Origin of the sequence: Massilia sp. Mn16-1_5, from assembly GCF_004798585.1 — a bacterium.
Taxonomy (GTDB): Bacteria; Pseudomonadota; Gammaproteobacteria; order Burkholderiales; family Burkholderiaceae_D; genus Telluria.
Window position 1 is genome coordinate 234,213 of the sequence record NZ_PPXQ01000005.1, and the last position, 15,703, is coordinate 249,915.

16 protein-coding genes are annotated in these 15,703 nt (G+C 63.6%); 3 read left to right on the forward strand and 13 right to left on the reverse strand.

Annotated elements, in window-relative coordinates; translation table 11 throughout:
- Positions 1-120 precede the first annotated feature (120 nt).
- The 3 genes from trmD to rpsP form a co-directional block, all read right to left on the reverse strand.
- Positions 121-879, reverse strand: a complete 759-nt coding sequence (gene trmD / locus C2862_RS07915; RefSeq protein WP_136219651.1) for a tRNA (guanosine(37)-N1)-methyltransferase TrmD — start codon at positions 877-879, stop codon at positions 121-123.
- A 131-nt stretch (positions 880-1,010) separates the two neighbouring features.
- Positions 1,011-1,565: a ribosome maturation factor RimM gene (rimM, locus tag C2862_RS07920; RefSeq protein ID WP_136219573.1), complete on the reverse strand. Its 555-nt coding sequence runs from the start codon at positions 1,563-1,565 to the stop codon at positions 1,011-1,013.
- A gap of 12 nt (positions 1,566-1,577) precedes the next feature.
- On the reverse strand, positions 1,578-1,826 hold the full coding sequence (rpsP, locus tag C2862_RS07925; RefSeq protein ID WP_136219652.1) for a 30S ribosomal protein S16: 249 nt from the start codon (positions 1,824-1,826) through the stop codon (positions 1,578-1,580).
- Between the two features lie 285 nt (positions 1,827-2,111).
- Between rpsP and C2862_RS07930 the strand changes: the two genes are divergently transcribed.
- Positions 2,112-2,522, forward strand: a complete 411-nt coding sequence (locus tag C2862_RS07930; RefSeq protein WP_136219574.1) for an NINE protein — start codon at positions 2,112-2,114, stop codon at positions 2,520-2,522.
- Between the two features lie 34 nt (positions 2,523-2,556).
- Here the strand turns inward: C2862_RS07930 and C2862_RS07935 are convergent, their stop codons facing one another.
- From C2862_RS07935 to C2862_RS07970, 8 genes are all read right to left on the reverse strand, one after another.
- Complete coding sequence (locus C2862_RS07935; RefSeq protein ID WP_136219575.1) at positions 2,557-3,273, reverse strand: hypothetical protein; 717 nt, start codon at positions 3,271-3,273, stop codon at positions 2,557-2,559.
- 155 nt (positions 3,274-3,428) lie between these two features.
- Positions 3,429-5,231: an acyl-CoA dehydrogenase gene (locus C2862_RS07940; RefSeq protein WP_136219576.1), complete on the reverse strand. Its 1,803-nt coding sequence runs from the start codon at positions 5,229-5,231 to the stop codon at positions 3,429-3,431.
- Positions 5,232-5,344: 113 nt separating this feature from the next.
- On the reverse strand, positions 5,345-6,277 hold the full coding sequence (locus C2862_RS07945; RefSeq protein WP_136219577.1) for an electron transfer flavoprotein subunit alpha/FixB family protein: 933 nt from the start codon (positions 6,275-6,277) through the stop codon (positions 5,345-5,347).
- A gap of 12 nt (positions 6,278-6,289) precedes the next feature.
- Positions 6,290-7,039 carry an electron transfer flavoprotein subunit beta/FixA family protein gene (locus C2862_RS07950; RefSeq protein ID WP_136219578.1) on the reverse strand — a complete coding sequence of 250 codons (750 nt, stop codon included), beginning with the start codon at positions 7,037-7,039 and terminating at the stop codon, positions 6,290-6,292.
- A 196-nt stretch (positions 7,040-7,235) separates the two neighbouring features.
- On the reverse strand, positions 7,236-7,493 hold the full coding sequence (locus C2862_RS07955) for a sulfurtransferase TusA family protein (RefSeq protein ID WP_136219579.1): 258 nt from the start codon (positions 7,491-7,493) through the stop codon (positions 7,236-7,238).
- Positions 7,494-7,945: 452 nt separating this feature from the next.
- Positions 7,946-10,555, reverse strand: coding sequence for an alanine--tRNA ligase (gene alaS, locus C2862_RS07960; RefSeq protein ID WP_136219580.1), 2,610 nt, complete (start codon positions 10,553-10,555; stop codon positions 7,946-7,948).
- Between the two features lie 264 nt (positions 10,556-10,819).
- Positions 10,820-11,584: a glycerophosphodiester phosphodiesterase gene (gene ugpQ, locus C2862_RS07965; protein ID WP_136219581.1), complete on the reverse strand. Its 765-nt coding sequence runs from the start codon at positions 11,582-11,584 to the stop codon at positions 10,820-10,822.
- A 1-nt stretch (position 11,585) separates the two neighbouring features.
- A complete protein-coding gene (locus tag C2862_RS07970; RefSeq protein WP_136219582.1) occupies positions 11,586-11,927 on the reverse strand; it encodes a DUF1294 domain-containing protein in 342 nt (113 codons plus the stop codon).
- Between the two features lie 165 nt (positions 11,928-12,092).
- On the opposite strand from C2862_RS07970, the gene C2862_RS07975 reads away from it, so the two are divergent.
- Both C2862_RS07975 and C2862_RS07980 read left to right on the forward strand, forming a co-directional pair.
- Entirely contained in the window at positions 12,093-12,662 is a 570-nt protein-coding gene (locus C2862_RS07975; protein ID WP_229467342.1) for a hypothetical protein, read from the forward strand.
- Positions 12,663-12,700: 38 nt separating this feature from the next.
- Positions 12,701-13,147: a DUF3597 domain-containing protein gene (locus C2862_RS07980; protein WP_136219583.1), complete on the forward strand. Its 447-nt coding sequence runs from the start codon at positions 12,701-12,703 to the stop codon at positions 13,145-13,147.
- Between the two features lie 27 nt (positions 13,148-13,174).
- Here the strand turns inward: C2862_RS07980 and C2862_RS07985 are convergent, their stop codons facing one another.
- Positions 13,175-14,224 (reverse strand): zinc ribbon domain-containing protein, encoded by a 1,050-nt coding sequence (locus tag C2862_RS07985; protein WP_136219584.1) that lies wholly within the window; start codon positions 14,222-14,224, stop codon positions 13,175-13,177.
- A 166-nt stretch (positions 14,225-14,390) separates the two neighbouring features.
- The gene (trpS, locus tag C2862_RS07990) at positions 14,391-15,413 is read right to left on the reverse strand and encodes a tryptophan--tRNA ligase (RefSeq protein ID WP_136219585.1); all 1,023 of its coding nucleotides are present in this window, start codon (positions 15,411-15,413) and stop codon (positions 14,391-14,393) included.
- Positions 15,414-15,703 lie beyond the last annotated feature (290 nt).

Here is a 15,703-nt window from a genome sequence, read left to right on the forward strand (position 1 = left end):
ATGACTCCAAAAACCATCTTGCTGGCGCTGTAGGACGCAATGCGTCGCCCAGTAGAGGATGGGGTTGAACGTACGAGCAACATGCCCACACGTTTCGCACCATAATGGTGCATTTTCCGGCTAACTCTCCTGGGAGAGCGTCGCCAAAAACTGTTCGTCGGCCTTGGTCAACTGGCCCGCTGCGCGCGCCTTGTCCAACAATTCCGGCCGTTTCTTGAATGTCGCTTCCAGCATACGCTGACGGCGCCATTTCGTGATCTCTGCGTGGTTTCCGCCCATCAGGACCGGCGGCACCGGCACGCCCTCGTAGACCTCGGGGCGGGTGTAGTGCGGCGAATCGAGCAGGCCGTTGACGAAACTGTCTTCGACTGCCGAGGCATCGTCGCCCAGCACGCCGGGCAATTGTCGCACTACCGCATCCATCAGGGCCATCGCCGGCAATTCGCCGCCGGAGAGCACGAAGTCGCCGAGCGAAATTTCCTCGTCGACGATGCGGTCCAGCAGACGCTGGTCGACCGCTTCGTAGCGGCCGCACAGGACGACCAGGCCCGGCTCGTCCTTCAGCGCCATGACGCGTTCGTGCGTCAGCGGTTTGCCTTGCGGCGACATGAACACCACGCGCGGCGGCGGCAGGCCGAGTTCGACCTGGCGCGCCTTGGCCGCATTGATCGTCGCCTCGAGCGGCTTGGCCAGCATCACCATCCCGGGGCCGCCGCCATACGGGCGGTCATCCACGGTACGGTGGCGGTCGCTCGTGAAATCGCGCGGATTCCACAGCGTCAGGCCCCAGCGTTCCTGCTCGAAGGCGCGCCGGGTCACACCCGACTGCGTCAACGCGGCAAACATCTCGGGAAACAAGCTCACGACGTCAAACTGCATCATGACCTCGCTTCATGCGGACGGGGTTCAGAGCACCTAACAAAATCGTCAGGGCAAGGCGCATCGTCGAAGACAGTACGCTAGTACGGCGAGACGAATGCAACGCAGCCATGGCGGTTTTGTTAGGTGCTCTAATAGTCCAGACCCCAGTCCAGGGTAATCGTTTTCGCCTTGAGATCGACGTTCTTGACGAACTGGTCCACAAACGGGACGAGGCGCTCGGGCGCCTTGTCTTTGCTGTCCTGCTCCGGCACCGGCTCAATCCGCAAAATCGATTGCGGACCATTGCTCATCATGTCGATCACCTTGCCGAGGGCTTCGCCCTGCAGGTTCACGGCATCCATGCCGATCAGGTCAGACCAGTAATACTCGTCTTCCTCAAGCGCGGGAAACTCGGCACGCGACACGTGCACGGCTGCGCCTTTCAGCGCTTCCGCCGCATCGCGGCCCGACATCCCGACGAGGGTAGCGACCACGTCGCCACCATGCATCTTCGCGGTCCGTACGGTGACGGAGCGCAGGCCCGATTTGTCGAGCCACCAGGTTTTCACGTTCAGCAGCGCATCGGCGTCCGTCGAAAACGGCGTGACGCGGATGGCACCCATGACGCCATAGGCGCCGGAGATGTAACCGACCTGGGTCAGGTCATCAGGGGCTTGCGCCCCGCTCACTGCTGGATCGCTCAAACCGGTAAAACCTTAGGTAGCCGGGGTCTGCTGGGCAACCAGGCGAGCAACGGTCGGCGACAGTTGTGCGCCAACGCCTTGCCAGTAGGCCAGACGGTCCGCGGTGATCTTCAGGCCGACTTCAGCGCCCGAAGCCATCGGGTTGTAGAAGCCGATGCGCTCGATGAAACGGCCATCGCGACGGTTACGCGAATCGGTTGCAACGATGTTGAAGAACGGGCGCTTTTTTGCGCCGCCACGAGCCAAACGGATAACGACCATAATAATTCCAAAAAGTTGTATTGGACGGAGAAAGCCGACGATTATAGCGCGCAATGCCAAAGAGCAGCAAGCGATAATGACAAAACGGATATCGGAGCGCGCAGTCCCGGCCGAATCGCGCATTATCCGCTATTTTTCGCCCGACCGCTACCGCCCATCCTCCGCCCCCTTCCCCGCAAGTGATTGATACATTGCATTTACATAAAAACTGATGCTTTTGTTATGTTTATGAACGATACTGAGCCCTTTCGTGTAACACATCCGTTTCACTTTACTTGCTTACGCATGGCTCACAAGAACAAGACGCTCGCCACCGCGCTGGCGCTGACCCTGGGGTCGCTGGGGATACATCGCTTCTACCTGCATGGCGGCGTCGACAAACTAGGCCTGCTGCACGTCAGCAGCCTGCCGATCGCCGGCCTCATTTTCAGCAACATGAACGGCATCAATCCCTTCTATGCGCTGCTGCCGCTCCTCATTTCCGCCGTTGCCGCCTGCATCGAAGCCCTCGCCATCGGCCTCACGCCGGACGAGAAATGGGATGCCCGCTTCAATGCCGCGTCGAGCGTCCGCACTGACTCGAGCTGGATCCTCGCCCTGCTGCTGGTGACCACGCTGCTGGTCGGCGCGACCGTGCTGATCGGCACCATCTCGCGCCTGTTCGACCTGATGTTCACCGGCGGCGCTTACGGTTGAGCGCCTGAAGCGCCAGCGCGGGCAACAAGCCCTTTCAAAGATTGGTCGGCCACTGGTACTTCGGCAGCACTGCCGGTGCCGGGCCGCTGATGACGACGATCTCCCTGTGCGCCACCAGCTCCAGCACGGCCGGATCGCCGGTGTAGCGCGTGAGCCTTTCGTTCTCGATCACATAGAAGCGCACCGGCCCGGCCAGCCCGGCCGTTCCATTGGCGCTCAGCGGCTGCTTCCACAGCGCAAAGAACTGCCCGAGCGTGAACTTCTTGGGTACGTCCGCCTCGATGTGCACCACGCCTGTGCCGTCGTGGGTATGCAGCTCGTAGTTGCAGCCGCCTCGGCCGACATTGTCGGGCAGGCCCTGGCGCACGCCGTCCTTGTAGATCGAGACCAGCGAATGCTGGTGAAAGTTTTCGCTGGCCGCGCAGACCACGCCGCCCACCGGGACACTGCCCGACGGCGCCACCCAGGCATTCCAGCCGGGCGGACTGTTCATCGTGTCGTTGCTCCAGGCGGTAAAGGTATCGGCCAGCACGGGTTCGCCAGGCGCCGGCTGGTTCGGCGTACCCGGCTGCGACGGTTGTGATGGCTGCGACGGTTGCGTCGGCTGGCTGGGCTGACCCGGCTGGACCGGATCGGGATTGGTGGTGACCGGCGTCGGATCGTCGCTGCCGCCGCCGCATGCGGTGAGCAGCAACAGGGACGAGACGGCGAGGGCCGGAAGGTGCAGCAAGCGTGGTAATGGCGTTCGCATGATCGGGCTCCATGGCTGAGTAGGTGAACCCAGTCTACGAACGCGGCTGTAATGCTTCGTTTAAGCTGAATCAAACTCAGCAAATCGTGCGCGTCGTCCGCTTGTGCATAAAAAAAGCGGCCCGCAGGCCGCTTCATGAAGACCGGGGGGCTGCTTCAGAACTGCTCGACCTCCAGCGCCAGCACGCCGGCACTGCCTTCGACGATGGCGGCACGCAGGCCGCCCGCGCCGGACAGGATGTGGTCGGCGAAGAAGCGCGCGGTGGCGATCTTCGCGCGCAGGAAGGCGGCATCACCCTCGCCTGCTTCCAGCTTCTTCTGCGCGACCAGGGCCGCGCGCGCCATCTGCCAGCCGCCCAGCACGATGCCGGCCAGCTTCAGGTAGAGCACGGAACCGGAGAAGACGCCCTTGATGTCCGACTTCATGTTGGCGACGACGAAGTCGACGACTTCTTCCAGCGCGGTCGAGCCAAGTGCGAGCTGCTTGCCTATCGCAGCAAAATCGGCTACGAAATCAGCACCCTGCACTTCCGCCAGCGCCGCTTCGGTCTCGCGCACCTGGGCGATGATCGACTTCGCCACGGCGCCGCCGTCGCGCACGGTCTTGCGGCCGACCAGGTCGTTGGCCTGGATCGCCGTCGTGCCTTCGTAGATGGTCAGGATCTTGGCGTCGCGGTAGTGCTGGGCCGCGCCGGTCTCTTCGATGAAGCCCATGCCGCCATGCACCTGCACGCCGTCGCGCGCGACGTTCTCGCTCATCTCGGTCGACCAGCCCTTGATGACCGGGACCAGGTATTCGTAGACGGCCAGGTTGGCCTTACGGGTTGCTTCGTCGGCGTGGTAATGGGCCACGTCCGAGATGCCGGCGCCGACATAGGCCAGCGCACGCGCAGCTTCGGTCTGGGCGCGCATCGACATCAGCATGCGGCGCACGTCCGGATGGTTGATGATGGCGACCGGGCCGGCGGAGCCAAGCAGGTCGCGCGACTGGATGCGGTCCTTGGCGAAGGCGACCGCCTGCTGGTAGGCGCGTTCGGCCAGGCCGATGCCCTGCATGCCGACGCCGAAGCGGGCCGCGTTCATCATGATGAACATGTATTCCAGGCCGCGGTTCTCTTCGCCGACCAGGGTGCCGATGGCGCCGCCGTTGTCGCCGAACTGCAGCACGGCGGTCGGGCTGGCCTTGATGCCCAGTTTATGTTCGATCGAGACGCAGTGGGCGTCGTTGCGCGCGCCCAGCGAGCCGTCTTCGTTGATCAGGAACTTCGGCACGATGAACAGCGAGATGCCCTTCACGCCCGGCGGCGCGTCCGGCGTACGCGCCAGCACCAGGTGGATGATGTTCTCGGCCATGTCGTGCTCACCGTAGGTGATGAAGATCTTGGTGCCGAAAATTTTATAGGTGCCGTCTCCCTGCGGCACGGCGCGGGTGCGCACGGCGGCCAGGTCCGAACCGGCCTGCGGCTCGGTCAGGTTCATGGTGCCGGTCCACTTGCCGGTGATGAGCGGCTCGAGGAAGCGCGCCTTCTGCTCGTCGGAACCTGCCGTCAGCAGCGCCTCGATGGCGCCGTCGGTCAGCAGCGCGACCAGCGCGAACGAGATCGATGCGGCGTTCAGCATTTCGGTGCATGGCGTTGCGACGATCTTCGGCAAGCCCTGGCCGCCGAATTCCTGTGGATGCTGCACGCCTTGCCAGCCGGATTCGCCGAAGGCCTGGAAGGCGACCTTGAAGCCGGCGGACGTCGTGACCTGGCCGTCGTGCCAGAAGCTCGGCTCCTTGTCGCTCGGGGCGTTCAGGGGCGCGACGACTTCGCCGCAGAATTTCGCGTTCTCTTCCAGCACCGCCTCCACGGTGTCGGCGGTCGCGTCTTCGCAGCCCGGCAGCTGGCTGACCTGCTGCAGGTTCGCCAGTTCGTTCAGGACGAACAGCATGTCTTTGATCGGGGCTTGGTAGCTCACGATATCTCCTCAGATTTGGATGTAAAACAGGCCACGGTAGTCGGCGGATGCCGAACCAGCGTGGCCTGTGTTTTGATTCTGCAAGGTGGGCACGGGGCGCCCACCCTACGTTATCAGCCGAGTTCCTGGACCAGCTGCGGGATGACTTCGAACAGGTCACCCACCAGGCCGTAGTCGGCCACCGAGAAGATCGGCGCTTCCGGATCCTTGTTGATGGCGACGATGGTCTTCGAATCCTTCATGCCGGCCAGGTGCTGGATCGCGCCCGAGATACCGACGGCGATGTACAGCGACGGCGCGACGATCTTGCCGGTCTGGCCGACCTGCCAGTCGTTCGGCACGTAGCCGGCGTCCACTGCCGCGCGCGAGGCGCCCATGGCCGCGCCCAGCTTGTCGGCCAGCGGTTCGAGCAGCTTGAAGTTGTCGCCCGAGCCCATGCCGCGGCCACCGGAGACGATGATCTTGGCGGCGGTCAGTTCCGGACGGTCCGATTTCGCCAGTTCGCGGCCGACGAAAGTCGACTTGCCGAAGTCGGCGGCTGCGCCGATGGTTTCGACGGCAGCCGAACCACCGGTGGCGGCGGCGGCGTCGAAGCCGGTGCCGCGCACGGTGATGACCTTCACGCTGTCGCTCGACTGCACGGTGGCGATGGCGTTGCCGGCGTAGATCGGGCGCTCGAAGGTGTCGGGCGAGTCGACCTTGGTGATTTCCGAGATCTGGGCCACGTCCAGCTTGGCGGCGACGCGCGGCAGGATGTTCTTGCCGTAGGCGGTGGCCGGAGCCAGGATGTGCGAGTACGAACCGGCCACGGCCAGGATCTGCTCGGCCACGTTTTCGGCCAGGCCGTCGGCGAAGTACGGCGCGTCGGCGACGAGTACCTTCGAGACGCCGGCGATCTGCGCGGCGGCTTCGGCGGCGGCGCCGCAGGTCGAGCCGGCGACCAGCACGTGCACGTCGCCACCGCACTGGGCGGCCGCGGTCACGGTGTGGTGGGTGCTGCCCTTCAGGGAGCCATTGTCGTGTTCAGCAATAACGAGTGCGACCATGATGTTTCCTTATTAGATGACTTTGGCTTCGGTGCGCAGCTTCTGCACCAGCGTGGCGACGTCCGGCACCTTGATGCCTGCCGAGCGCTTGGCCGGCTCGACGACCTTCAGGGTCTTCAGGCGCGGGCTAACGTCGACGCCCAGGTCTTCCGGCTTGATCGTTTCCAGCGGCTTCTTCTTGGCCTTCATGATGTTCGGCAGCGTGACGTAGCGCGGCTCGTTCAGGCGCAGGTCGGTGGTGACGATGGCCGGCAGGCTCAGGGCCACGGTTTCCAGGCCGCCGTCGACTTCGCGGGTCACGGTGACTTTACCGTCTTCCAGTACGACCTTCGAGGCGAAGGTGGCTTGTGGCCAGCCCAGCAGGGCCGCCAGCATCTGGCCGGTCTGGTTCGAATCGTCGTCGATCGCCTGCTTGCCCAGGATGATCAGCTGCGGCTGTTCCTTGTCGGCCAGCGCCTTCATGATCTTGGCCACGGCCAGCGGCTCGGTCTCGCCTGCGGTTTCCACCAGGATGCCGCGATCGGCGCCGATCGCCATGCCGGTGCGCAGGGTTTCCTGGCACTGGGCGACGCCGACGGAGACAGCCACCACTTCGGTAACCTTGCCGGCTTCCTTCAAACGGGTCGCTTCTTCGAGCGCGATTTCGTCGAACGGGTTCATCGACATCTTGACGTTGGCGATATCCACGCCGCTGCCGTCGGACTTGACGCGGACCTTGACGTTATAGTCGACCACGCGTTTGACGGGTACCAGGACTTTCATAGGTGTGCCTTTGAAAAATTGAAGAGGTAGACTGGGCTAAAGTGGTCCAGATTATAAGAGATAAACCGCACTAAAACTAAATTAAAGCACGATCGTGCGATTTTTAGGTAGAGGAATGCTTCCAAACTTGGTCTGACTAAACATTCAACGGAAAAGGAAAAGGGGCGGAGCAGGATCTGCCCCGCCGGGACCATGCTTACTTGCGGCGCATGTAGAAAACGAACTCGCCCTGGTTCTGCGAGTGGTGGACCAGCGCATTGCCGGTCTGCTTGGCAAAAGCCTGGAAGTCACGCACGGAACCGGTGTCGGTGGCAGTGATCCGCAGCACCTCGCCGGTGGCCATCTCGGCCAGCGCCTTCTTGGCTTTCAGGATAGGAAGCGGGCAGTTCAGGCCGCGCGCGTCCAGGTCCTTCTGGAATTGAATCGTATCGGTATCGAGAATGATGTCGCTCATCGCATGCCTGCTCAGGTGGTGATCCGGGGTGATACTGGTTGCATACTACTCCAATTCCCGGATTATGACGCGCCGCACCAAAATAGTCACGAATTGTTGCATTACCACAACCGCAACAGATGAGTCAGGGAAAGCTTGACAGGCGAATAAATTGTAGCGGCAGGGATATGCCGTAGGGTGGGCGCCCCGTGCCCACCTTGTGCAGCGTGGGATTTTGCCTCCGGCAGCGCCCCTATCGGCGCACAGCAAATGTGAATTAGCGCAGAACGGGTTGATTGTTTTTGCACCGTAGTGATACATGGATGCACCAAAAACGCGTCCGTTAACGGCGTAGGGTGGACGGGTCCCCCGTCCACGCGTTCAAGCGGCAGATGAAAAGCCGTACCGACCATTTCACCGTGCGTTGAACGCGTGGACGGCGAAGCCGTCCACCCTACGAACTACAGGTACTGTTAAGCGCGTTCGCCGACCCAGCCCGGCACGGCAGCCAGCGCGTTCGGCAGGCCCGACGGATCGGTACCGCCGGCCTGCGCCATGTCCGGACGGCCGCCGCCCTTGCCGCCCACCTGCTGGGCGACGAAGTTGACCAGCTCGCCGGCTTTCACTTTATCGGTGGCGTCCTTGGTAACGCCCGCGATCAGGCTGACCTTGCCGTCCAGGACGCTGGAGAGCACGATGGCCGCGGTGCCCAGCTTGTCCTTCAGCTTGTCCATGGTCTCGCGCAGGCTGGCGACGTCGGCGCCTTCCATGGTCGCGGCCAGCACCTTGATGCCGTTCACGTCCACTGCCTTGTTGACCAGCTCGTCGCCCTGGCCTGCAGCCAGCTTCGACTTCAGTGCCGACACTTCCTTCTCCAGCACTTTCACCTGATCCTGCACCTGGGCGATGCGCGACGGCAGTTCGTCCGGGGCCGTCTTCAGGGCCGATGCGGCAGCCAGCAGTTTGGCATTGGTCGCCTGCACCCAGGCCAGCGCGCCCTCGCCCGTCACGGCCTCGATACGGCGGATACCGGCGGCGACGCCGCCTTCCGACACGATCTTGAAGAGGCCGATGTCGCCGGTGCGGGTCACGTGGACGCCGCCGCACAGCTCTTTCGAGGAGCCGATGTCGAGCACGCGCACTTCGTCGCCGTACTTCTCGCCGAACAGGGCCATCGCGCCGTGCTTGACGGCGTCGTCGAAGGACATGTGCTGGGCCTTGGTCGGATGGTTTTCCAGGATTTCGCGGTTCACGATCATCTCGACCTGGGCAATCTGCTCGCTTGTGACCGGCGCATTGTGGCTGAAGTCGAAACGGGTTTTATCCGGATCGACCAGCGAGCCTTTCTGCTGCACGTGGCCGCCGAGCACTTCGCGCAGGGCCTTGTGCATCAGGTGGGTCGCCGAGTGGTTGCGGATGGTGCGCGCGCGCTTGGCCTGGTCGACCTGGGCGTCCACGGTGTCGCCGACCTTCAGCGAGCCGCTACGCAGCACGCCGTGGTGGCCGAACACGTCCGCCTGGATCTTCAGGGTGTCTTCGACTTCGAAGTCACCGCCTGCCGCCTTGATCAGGCCATGGTCGCCGACCTGGCCGCCGGATTCGGCGTAGAACGGGGTCGTGTCGAGCACGACGATGCCTTCCTGGCCGGCTTTCAGTTCCTGCACCGACACGCCTTCCGAGTACAGCGCCAGCACGTGGGTGTTGTGCACCAGCGATTCGTAGCCGACGAACTTGGTCTTCTCGCCGGCGTACTCGACCTTGGCGGCCATCTTGAACTTGCCGGCGGCGCGCGCGGTCTTCTTCTGCTGCTCCATGGCGGCGGTGAAGCCTTCTTCATCGAGCGTCACGCCACGTTCGCGGCAGATGTCGGCCGTCAGGTCGAGCGGGAAGCCGTAGGTGTCGTACAGGGTGAAGGCGGTGGCGCCGTCCAGGTTCTTCGCGTCCTTGGCCAGCTGCGCTTCCAGGATCTTCATGCCGTTTTCCAGCGTCTCGCCGAAACGCTCTTCCTCGGCCTTCAGCACCTGGGCGACGCGCTCTTTCGCTTCGGTCAGCTCGGGGTAGGCGGTACCCATCTCGGCGTCGAGGTCGGCAACCAGCTTGTGGAAGAACGGACGGGTCTGGCCCAGCTTGTGGCCGTGGCGCAGGGCGCGGCGGATGATGCGGCGCAGGACGTAGCCGTGGCCTTCGCTGCTCGGGATGATGCCGTCGACGATCATGAAGGAGGCCGCACGGATGTGGTCGGCGATGACCTTCAGCGAATTGTTTTCCAGGTCAGTCGCGCCGGTTTCGCGCGCGGCCGCCTTGATCAGGTTCTGGAACAGGTCGATCTCGTAGTTGCTGTGCACGTGCTGCAGCACGGCGGCCAGGCGCTCCATGCCCATGCCGGTGTCGATCGACGGCTTCGGCAGCGGGGTCAGGACGCCCGATTCGTCGCGGTTGAACTGCATGAACACCAGGTTCCAGATCTCGATGAAGCGGTCGCCGTCTTCTTCCGGCGAGCCCGGAGGACCGCCCCAGATGTCGGCGCCGTGGTCGTAGAACACCTCGGTGCACGGGCCGCATGGGCCGGTGTCGGCCATCTGCCAGAAGTTGTCGGAGGCGTAGCGCGCGCCCTTGTTGTCGCCAATGCGGATGATGCGCTCTTTCGGCACGCCGATCTCGTTGGCCCAGATGTCGTAGGCTTCGTCGTCCTCGAAGTAGACGGTGACGGTCAGCTTCTCGGCCGGCAGCATGTAGACCTTGGTCAGCAGCTCCCAGCAGTAGTTGATGGCGTCGCGCTTGAAGTAATCGCCGAAGCTGAAGTTACCCAGCATCTCGAAGAAGGTGTGGTGGCGCGCGGTGTAGCCGACGTTTTCCAGGTCGTTGTGCTTGCCGCCGGCGCGCACGCAGCGCTGCACGGTGGTCGCGCGCGAGTACGGGCGCGAATCGAGACCGAGGAAGACGTCCTTGAACTGCACCATTCCGCTGTTGGTCAACAACATGGTCGGATCGTTGCCCGGCACGAGGGGGCTGGACCGTACGATCGTATGGCCCTTGGACTCAAAGAACTTGAGGAACTTTTCGCGAATTTCGGAAGATTTCATGTTGGTGGGTGCGGAAAGAGCGCGGTACGGTAGATAAAGCAACGATTATATCAGTCAGTTGGTGACTTTATTTACACGGGGTTGGACCGCGCTGTTTGAGGGGTTTTCACGGGGTAGCGGGGCTGTCGCCTGGGCCGTTATCGGACCCTTCCCATCCGCGTGGGCATGCCCACCCTACGTTACACAACGGTTCCATGAACTTGCTACTGGCGGTGGTGCGCCGTAGGGTGGGCATGCCCACGCGGACAAGCACATGAACAGCCTCTACGCGAAATCCGGCCCGATCAGGTCGATGCGGTCGGTACAGAACGCCTCGACGCCCCACGCCAGCAATTCCCGCGCCCGCCCCGGATCGTTGACCGTGTAGCAGAACAATCCATAGCCTGCCGCCCTCACCTCGCGCGCCAGTTCCGGCGTCAGATGCCGGTGATTCGTATGGATCGCCACTGCCTCGACCGACTGCGCCCTTCTCTCCCAATCCGGCGGCAGCTCGCTCATCAGGCAGGCGCGCGGCACTTGCGGCGCTACTTCGCGCGCCGCTTCCAGTGCGAGATGGCTGAACGAAGATAATAAAGGCACCGCCGCCACGTCTCCCGCCGCGATCTCGTCCGCGAACAGCGCAGCGGCAATGCGGGCGATGGTGCCGCCGGTCTCGATGTCGTAGCCCGGCGCCGGCTTGATCTCCATGTTCATCCAGATCCCGTGCGCCTTGCACCAGCCCGCGAACTCGACGAACAACGGCACCGGCTCGCCCTCGTGCTCGCGGGCGAACCAGCTGCCGGCATCCATGCTTGCAAGCTCCAGCGCGTCGTAGTCGAAGACGTTGCCGGTGCCGAGCACCGTGCGACCGAGATAAGGGTCGTGCATCACCACCGGGACGCCGTCGCGCGCCAGCATGATGTCGTATTCGATGGCGCGAAAACCGCGGCGCATGCCCGCGTGCAGGCCGGCCATCGTATTTTCCGGCGCCAGCGTGCCGCCGCCCCGGTGGGCCAGCACGCGCGGGTAGCGCCAGGCGCCGGGCTGCATCTCAGGCTCCCGCCATGCGCGCGGACAGCCACAGGAAACCGGTGACGTTGGCCACGACCGTGAACCAGAACAGTTGCCGGAAGGAGCGTTTCGCCGTCTTGTGGCGCAGCCACTGCTGGGCCAGCATCCCGCCCGGCCAGCCGCCGACCAGGCCCAGCAGCAGCAAGGTGCGCTCGGGCGTGCGCCAGCCGCCGTTGCGGGCAGCGGACTTGTCGATCGCATAGGCGACGAAGCAGGTCAGGCTGGTGACCAGGTAGGCGGCGCCGACCAGCCAGGGCAGGTTCCAGGCCAGCATGGCGCCAGCATAAATGGCGGCGAATAAAAGTATGGGCAAGTACGGCATCTCGTCAGCTTAGCCTCAGTCCGCGCCTCATGCAATTGCTGGCAGGCACGGATGTGACTGCTTATCTGACTAATTTATCGCCCGATGGTTCGATAACGTACCGAATTGACGAATCGTGCGCCCTACCCTCGTCCTTCAACTTGTCACGCAATACAGGAGGACATCATGGCTTTTGATCTAGGAAACCTGTTGAACCAATACCTGGGCGGTGCATCCGGTGCCGACAACGCCCGCACCGAAGAGGATTTCGACCGTGCCACCCAGGCGGCGCCGCGCGAAGCGGTCGCCCACGGCGTGACCCAGGCGCTGCGCTCGGACCAGACGCCACCCTTCCCGCAAATGGTCGGCCAGATGTTTGGCCAGAGTAATCCGAACCAGCAGGCAAGCATGCTGAACCAGCTGATCGCAGCCGCGGGCCCTTCGCTGATCGGCATGCTCTCCGGCCGCGGCGGCGCAGGTGGCATGGGCGGCGGCCTCGGCAACCTGGGCGGCATGCTGGGCAACCTGCTCGGCGGTGCCGGCGGCGGCCAGCCGCAGATCACGCCGGAACAGGCATCCCAGCTGTCGCCTGAGCAGGTGCAAGAGATCGCCCAAAAGGCGGAACAAGAGAATCCTGGCGTGGTCGAGCGTATGGGCGACTTCTACGCCGAGCATCCGAATGTCGTCAAGGGCCTCGGCGCAGCCGCGCTTGCCATTGCTCTCGGCCACATGGCGCAGAACATCCAGCGCCGTTGATTCGCAGTCCCTCACTCACCAACAACAAGGAGCATCACATGGGTATGCTAAGCAATATCTTTAACAAAATCTTCCCGAACTCGGACTCGGCCAAGAAAGCACAGGCGCAAGCACAGGCCCAGGCACAAGCGCAAGCCCAGGCACAAGCGCAAGCACAACGTCCAACGGCACCAGCCGCTCCTGCGCCTGCGGCGCCTGCGCCCGCCCCTGCCCCGGCAGCAATGGAGCAGGTCGATGTCGAAGCCATCCTGAACCAGAAGCTGCAAGCCTCGGGCCAGAACCTGAACTGGCGCACCTCGATCGTCGACCTGCTCAAGCTGCTCGACCTCGACAGCAGCCTGCAGGCGCGCAAGGAACTCGCCGCCGAGCTGCACTACACCGGCGACACCTCGGACTCGGCCTCGATGAACATCTGGCTGCACCGCCAGGTGATGAACAAGCTGGCCGCCAATGGCGGCAAGGTGCCGGCCGACTTGAAGGACTAAGCCTTTATCGCGGCGCCGGCCTGGCGCTCAATCGGCCAGGCTGGTGTTCGCTCCCGTCCCGCAGGCAAAGCAAAAGCGTCCGAAGGCATTCTTGCGCGTGGTACAGCCGCCGCAGCGGTCGAACAGGCCGATGCCGCAGTGCGGGCAATAATCCGTCTTGTCGTCCTTCAGGTCGACCGGCCGCTCGCAGCCCGGACAGACGCTCTTTCCCAGGCGCGCCAGCGCGACGTCGTAGCGCAGGGTCTGGCGCCGCTGCACGTCGGGCAGCGCCTCGCTTTCCTTTTGCCGCGCCAGATAGGCCTGCAGGGCCGTGATCGCATAGCGTCCCACCACCACGGTGAGGATGATGCCGACGATGTAGCGCACATAGCCGCCATAGCTCGGCAGGTAGGGAACCAGCTCGAAGAAGAAAGCAAACAGGGCGAAATAGATGAAGCCCCAGGCGAAGGGCCAGGAGGGCGTTTTGCGCTTGTGCTTGAACAGCCAGCCGGCGACCAGCAGCAGCGGCAGGGTCAGGGCCAGCCGGTAACCGAAGACGCGCAGCTCCTTGCTGCGCATCGCGTCCTGGTATGTATCGAAGGCCGGGCGTTCCAGCGCAGTCCAGCGCGTTTGCGCACGCTCGGCCGCCTGGGTGGCGTCGAGCATGGCCTGGCGCTGCTTTTCCACCGCCGACAGGGCGCGCCGCTCGCTGGCTTCCAGCTCATCGAGCGCATGGGTGCGCTTGATCAGTTCCGGATCCTGGTCGGGCCGCGCCGTAGCCTGGCGCGTATCGCGCCAGTTCTCGAAGCTGGCGCGTGCCGACTGCGTGTTCGATTGCGCCACCTGGTGCTGCTCGCTGGCCTGCTCCAGGTCCAGGCGCGCGGCATCGCGCCGCTTATCCGCCTGCTCGATCTCGGCGCGCAGGGCGCTAACCTGCCCCGCATCCATGAATTGCTCGACCCTGAGTTCCGGCTCCACGTCCCACAGGTTGTCGACGATCTTGCCGCCGAGTCCGATCAGGAAGCTTGCGAAGGCGAAAGCCACCAGCCACAGCGCGCGCTGCAGCCATTTCTCGGTCAAGCGCAAACCTTTGCTCATCATTCCCTCCCGTCATTAAATAAACGGCGATCATCGTCGAATCGCGCGGGACGGAGCTTGGCATGGCGCAAGGCGGGATGCCAGCGCGGGGTGACAAGGGAGCGTATGGCGGCACCAGGAGTAGCGCGAAGCGCACCCGCGCCCCGCGTTCAACCCCGGTGGGGAATCAGAAGTACGACAGACCCAGCGCGCGACGCACTTCGTCCACGGTGCCGGCCGCCACTTCGCGCGCCTTCATCGTGCCTTCCTTCAGCATCTGCAGCACCGCCCCTTTGTCCTTGGCGAACTCTTCGCGGCGGGCACGGATCGGGGCCAGCATTTCCTGCAGCACGGCATCGAGGCGCTTTTTCACGATGCTGTCGCCCAGGCCGCCGCGCGTGTAATGGGCTTTCATTTCTTCCAGGGCCGCCTTGTCGTTGTCGAAGGCGTCCAGGTAGAGGAAGGCGACGTTGCCTTCGACGTGGCCCGGGTCCGAGACCTTCAGGTGCAGCGGGTCGGTGTAGACCTGCTTCACGGCGGCGCGGATCTGGTCCTCGCTGTCGCCCAGGTTGATGGTGTTGCCGAGCGACTTGCTCATCTTGGCCTTGCCGTCGATGCCAGGCAGGCGGCCGATTTCCGGCACCAGGGCCTTGCACTCGACCAGGATGTCCTTGTTGGCGAGGCGGTTGAAGCGGCGCACGATCTCGTTGCACTGCTCGATCATCGGGATCTGATCCTCGCCCACCGGCACCAGGGTCGCCTTGAAGGCGCTGATGTCGGACGCCTGGCTGACTGGATAGGTCAGGAAGCCGGCCGGGATGTCGCGCTCGAAGTTGCGCAGCGCAATTTCCGTCTTGACAGTCGGGTTGCGTTCCAAACGGGCGACGGTCACGAGATTAAGATAATAGAATGTCAACTCTGCCAGTTCCGGCACCTGGGACTGGATGAAGATCGTCGAGCGCGTCGGGTCGATGCCGACGGCGAGGTAATCGAGCGCCACTTCGACGACGTTCCGGTGTACCTTGCCGGTGTCATCCATGTTGTCGGTGAGCGCCTGGGCGTCGGCCAACATGATGAACTGGCGGTATTCGTTCTGGTAGGCGACGCGGTTGCGCAGGCTGCCCACGAAGTGGCCGAGGTGCAAAGGACCGGTCGGACGGTCGCCGGTGAGGATGACGGGTGCGGGAGTATTGGTCGCGGTTTGGTTCATCGGGTTTCCTTGGATTGACTGGGTTTGCCCCGATCCCGCCGCGCCAAACAAAACGCCACCTGAATCGAGGCGGCGTTCATTGAGTCACATCTTCTCGTTACGGCCGCGCGCTGTCAGCGGCGCCACCAAGTGCAGAAAGAGTGTGAGTTGATAAATTTCATGGATGGCATGTTTGCAGGTTGGCGGCGCGCTGTCAACCGGAAGTGGAAACAGGACCGCGACGGGGGAAGCGGTTCCGTCCGGCCATGAAGGAGCCGCCCGGTTCACGGGCGGCAGCAGATCCAGACAAG

What these genes read in the sequence shown, in the direction of transcription:
- trmD (WP_136219651.1), bottom strand. Translation starts at nt 879, where the DNA reads ATGCAGTTTGACGTCGTGAGCTTGTTTCCCGAGATGTTTGCCGCGTTG.
- rpsP (WP_136219652.1), bottom strand. Translation starts at nt 1,826, where the DNA reads ATGGTCGTTATCCGTTTGGCTCGTGGCGGCGCAAAAAAGCGCCCGTTC.
- C2862_RS07930 (WP_136219574.1), top strand. Translation starts at nt 2,112, where the DNA reads ATGGCTCACAAGAACAAGACGCTCGCCACCGCGCTGGCGCTGACCCTG.
- C2862_RS07935 (WP_136219575.1), bottom strand. Translation starts at nt 3,273, where the DNA reads ATGCGAACGCCATTACCACGCTTGCTGCACCTTCCGGCCCTCGCCGTC.
- C2862_RS07945 (WP_136219577.1), bottom strand. Translation starts at nt 6,277, where the DNA reads ATGGTCGCACTCGTTATTGCTGAACACGACAATGGCTCCCTGAAGGGC.
- C2862_RS07950 (WP_136219578.1), bottom strand. Translation starts at nt 7,039, where the DNA reads ATGAAAGTCCTGGTACCCGTCAAACGCGTGGTCGACTATAACGTCAAG.
- C2862_RS07955 (WP_136219579.1), bottom strand. Translation starts at nt 7,493, where the DNA reads ATGAGCGACATCATTCTCGATACCGATACGATTCAATTCCAGAAGGAC.
- alaS (WP_136219580.1), bottom strand. Translation starts at nt 10,555, where the DNA reads ATGAAATCTTCCGAAATTCGCGAAAAGTTCCTCAAGTTCTTTGAGTCC.
- ugpQ (WP_136219581.1), bottom strand. Translation starts at nt 11,584, where the DNA reads ATGCAGCCCGGCGCCTGGCGCTACCCGCGCGTGCTGGCCCACCGGGGC.
- C2862_RS07970 (WP_136219582.1), bottom strand. Translation starts at nt 11,927, where the DNA reads ATGCCGTACTTGCCCATACTTTTATTCGCCGCCATTTATGCTGGCGCC.
- C2862_RS07975 (WP_229467342.1), top strand. Translation starts at nt 12,093, where the DNA reads ATGGCTTTTGATCTAGGAAACCTGTTGAACCAATACCTGGGCGGTGCA.
- C2862_RS07980 (WP_136219583.1), top strand. Translation starts at nt 12,701, where the DNA reads ATGGGTATGCTAAGCAATATCTTTAACAAAATCTTCCCGAACTCGGAC.
- C2862_RS07985 (WP_136219584.1), bottom strand. Translation starts at nt 14,224, where the DNA reads ATGAGCAAAGGTTTGCGCTTGACCGAGAAATGGCTGCAGCGCGCGCTG.
- trpS (WP_136219585.1), bottom strand. Translation starts at nt 15,413, where the DNA reads ATGAACCAAACCGCGACCAATACTCCCGCACCCGTCATCCTCACCGGC.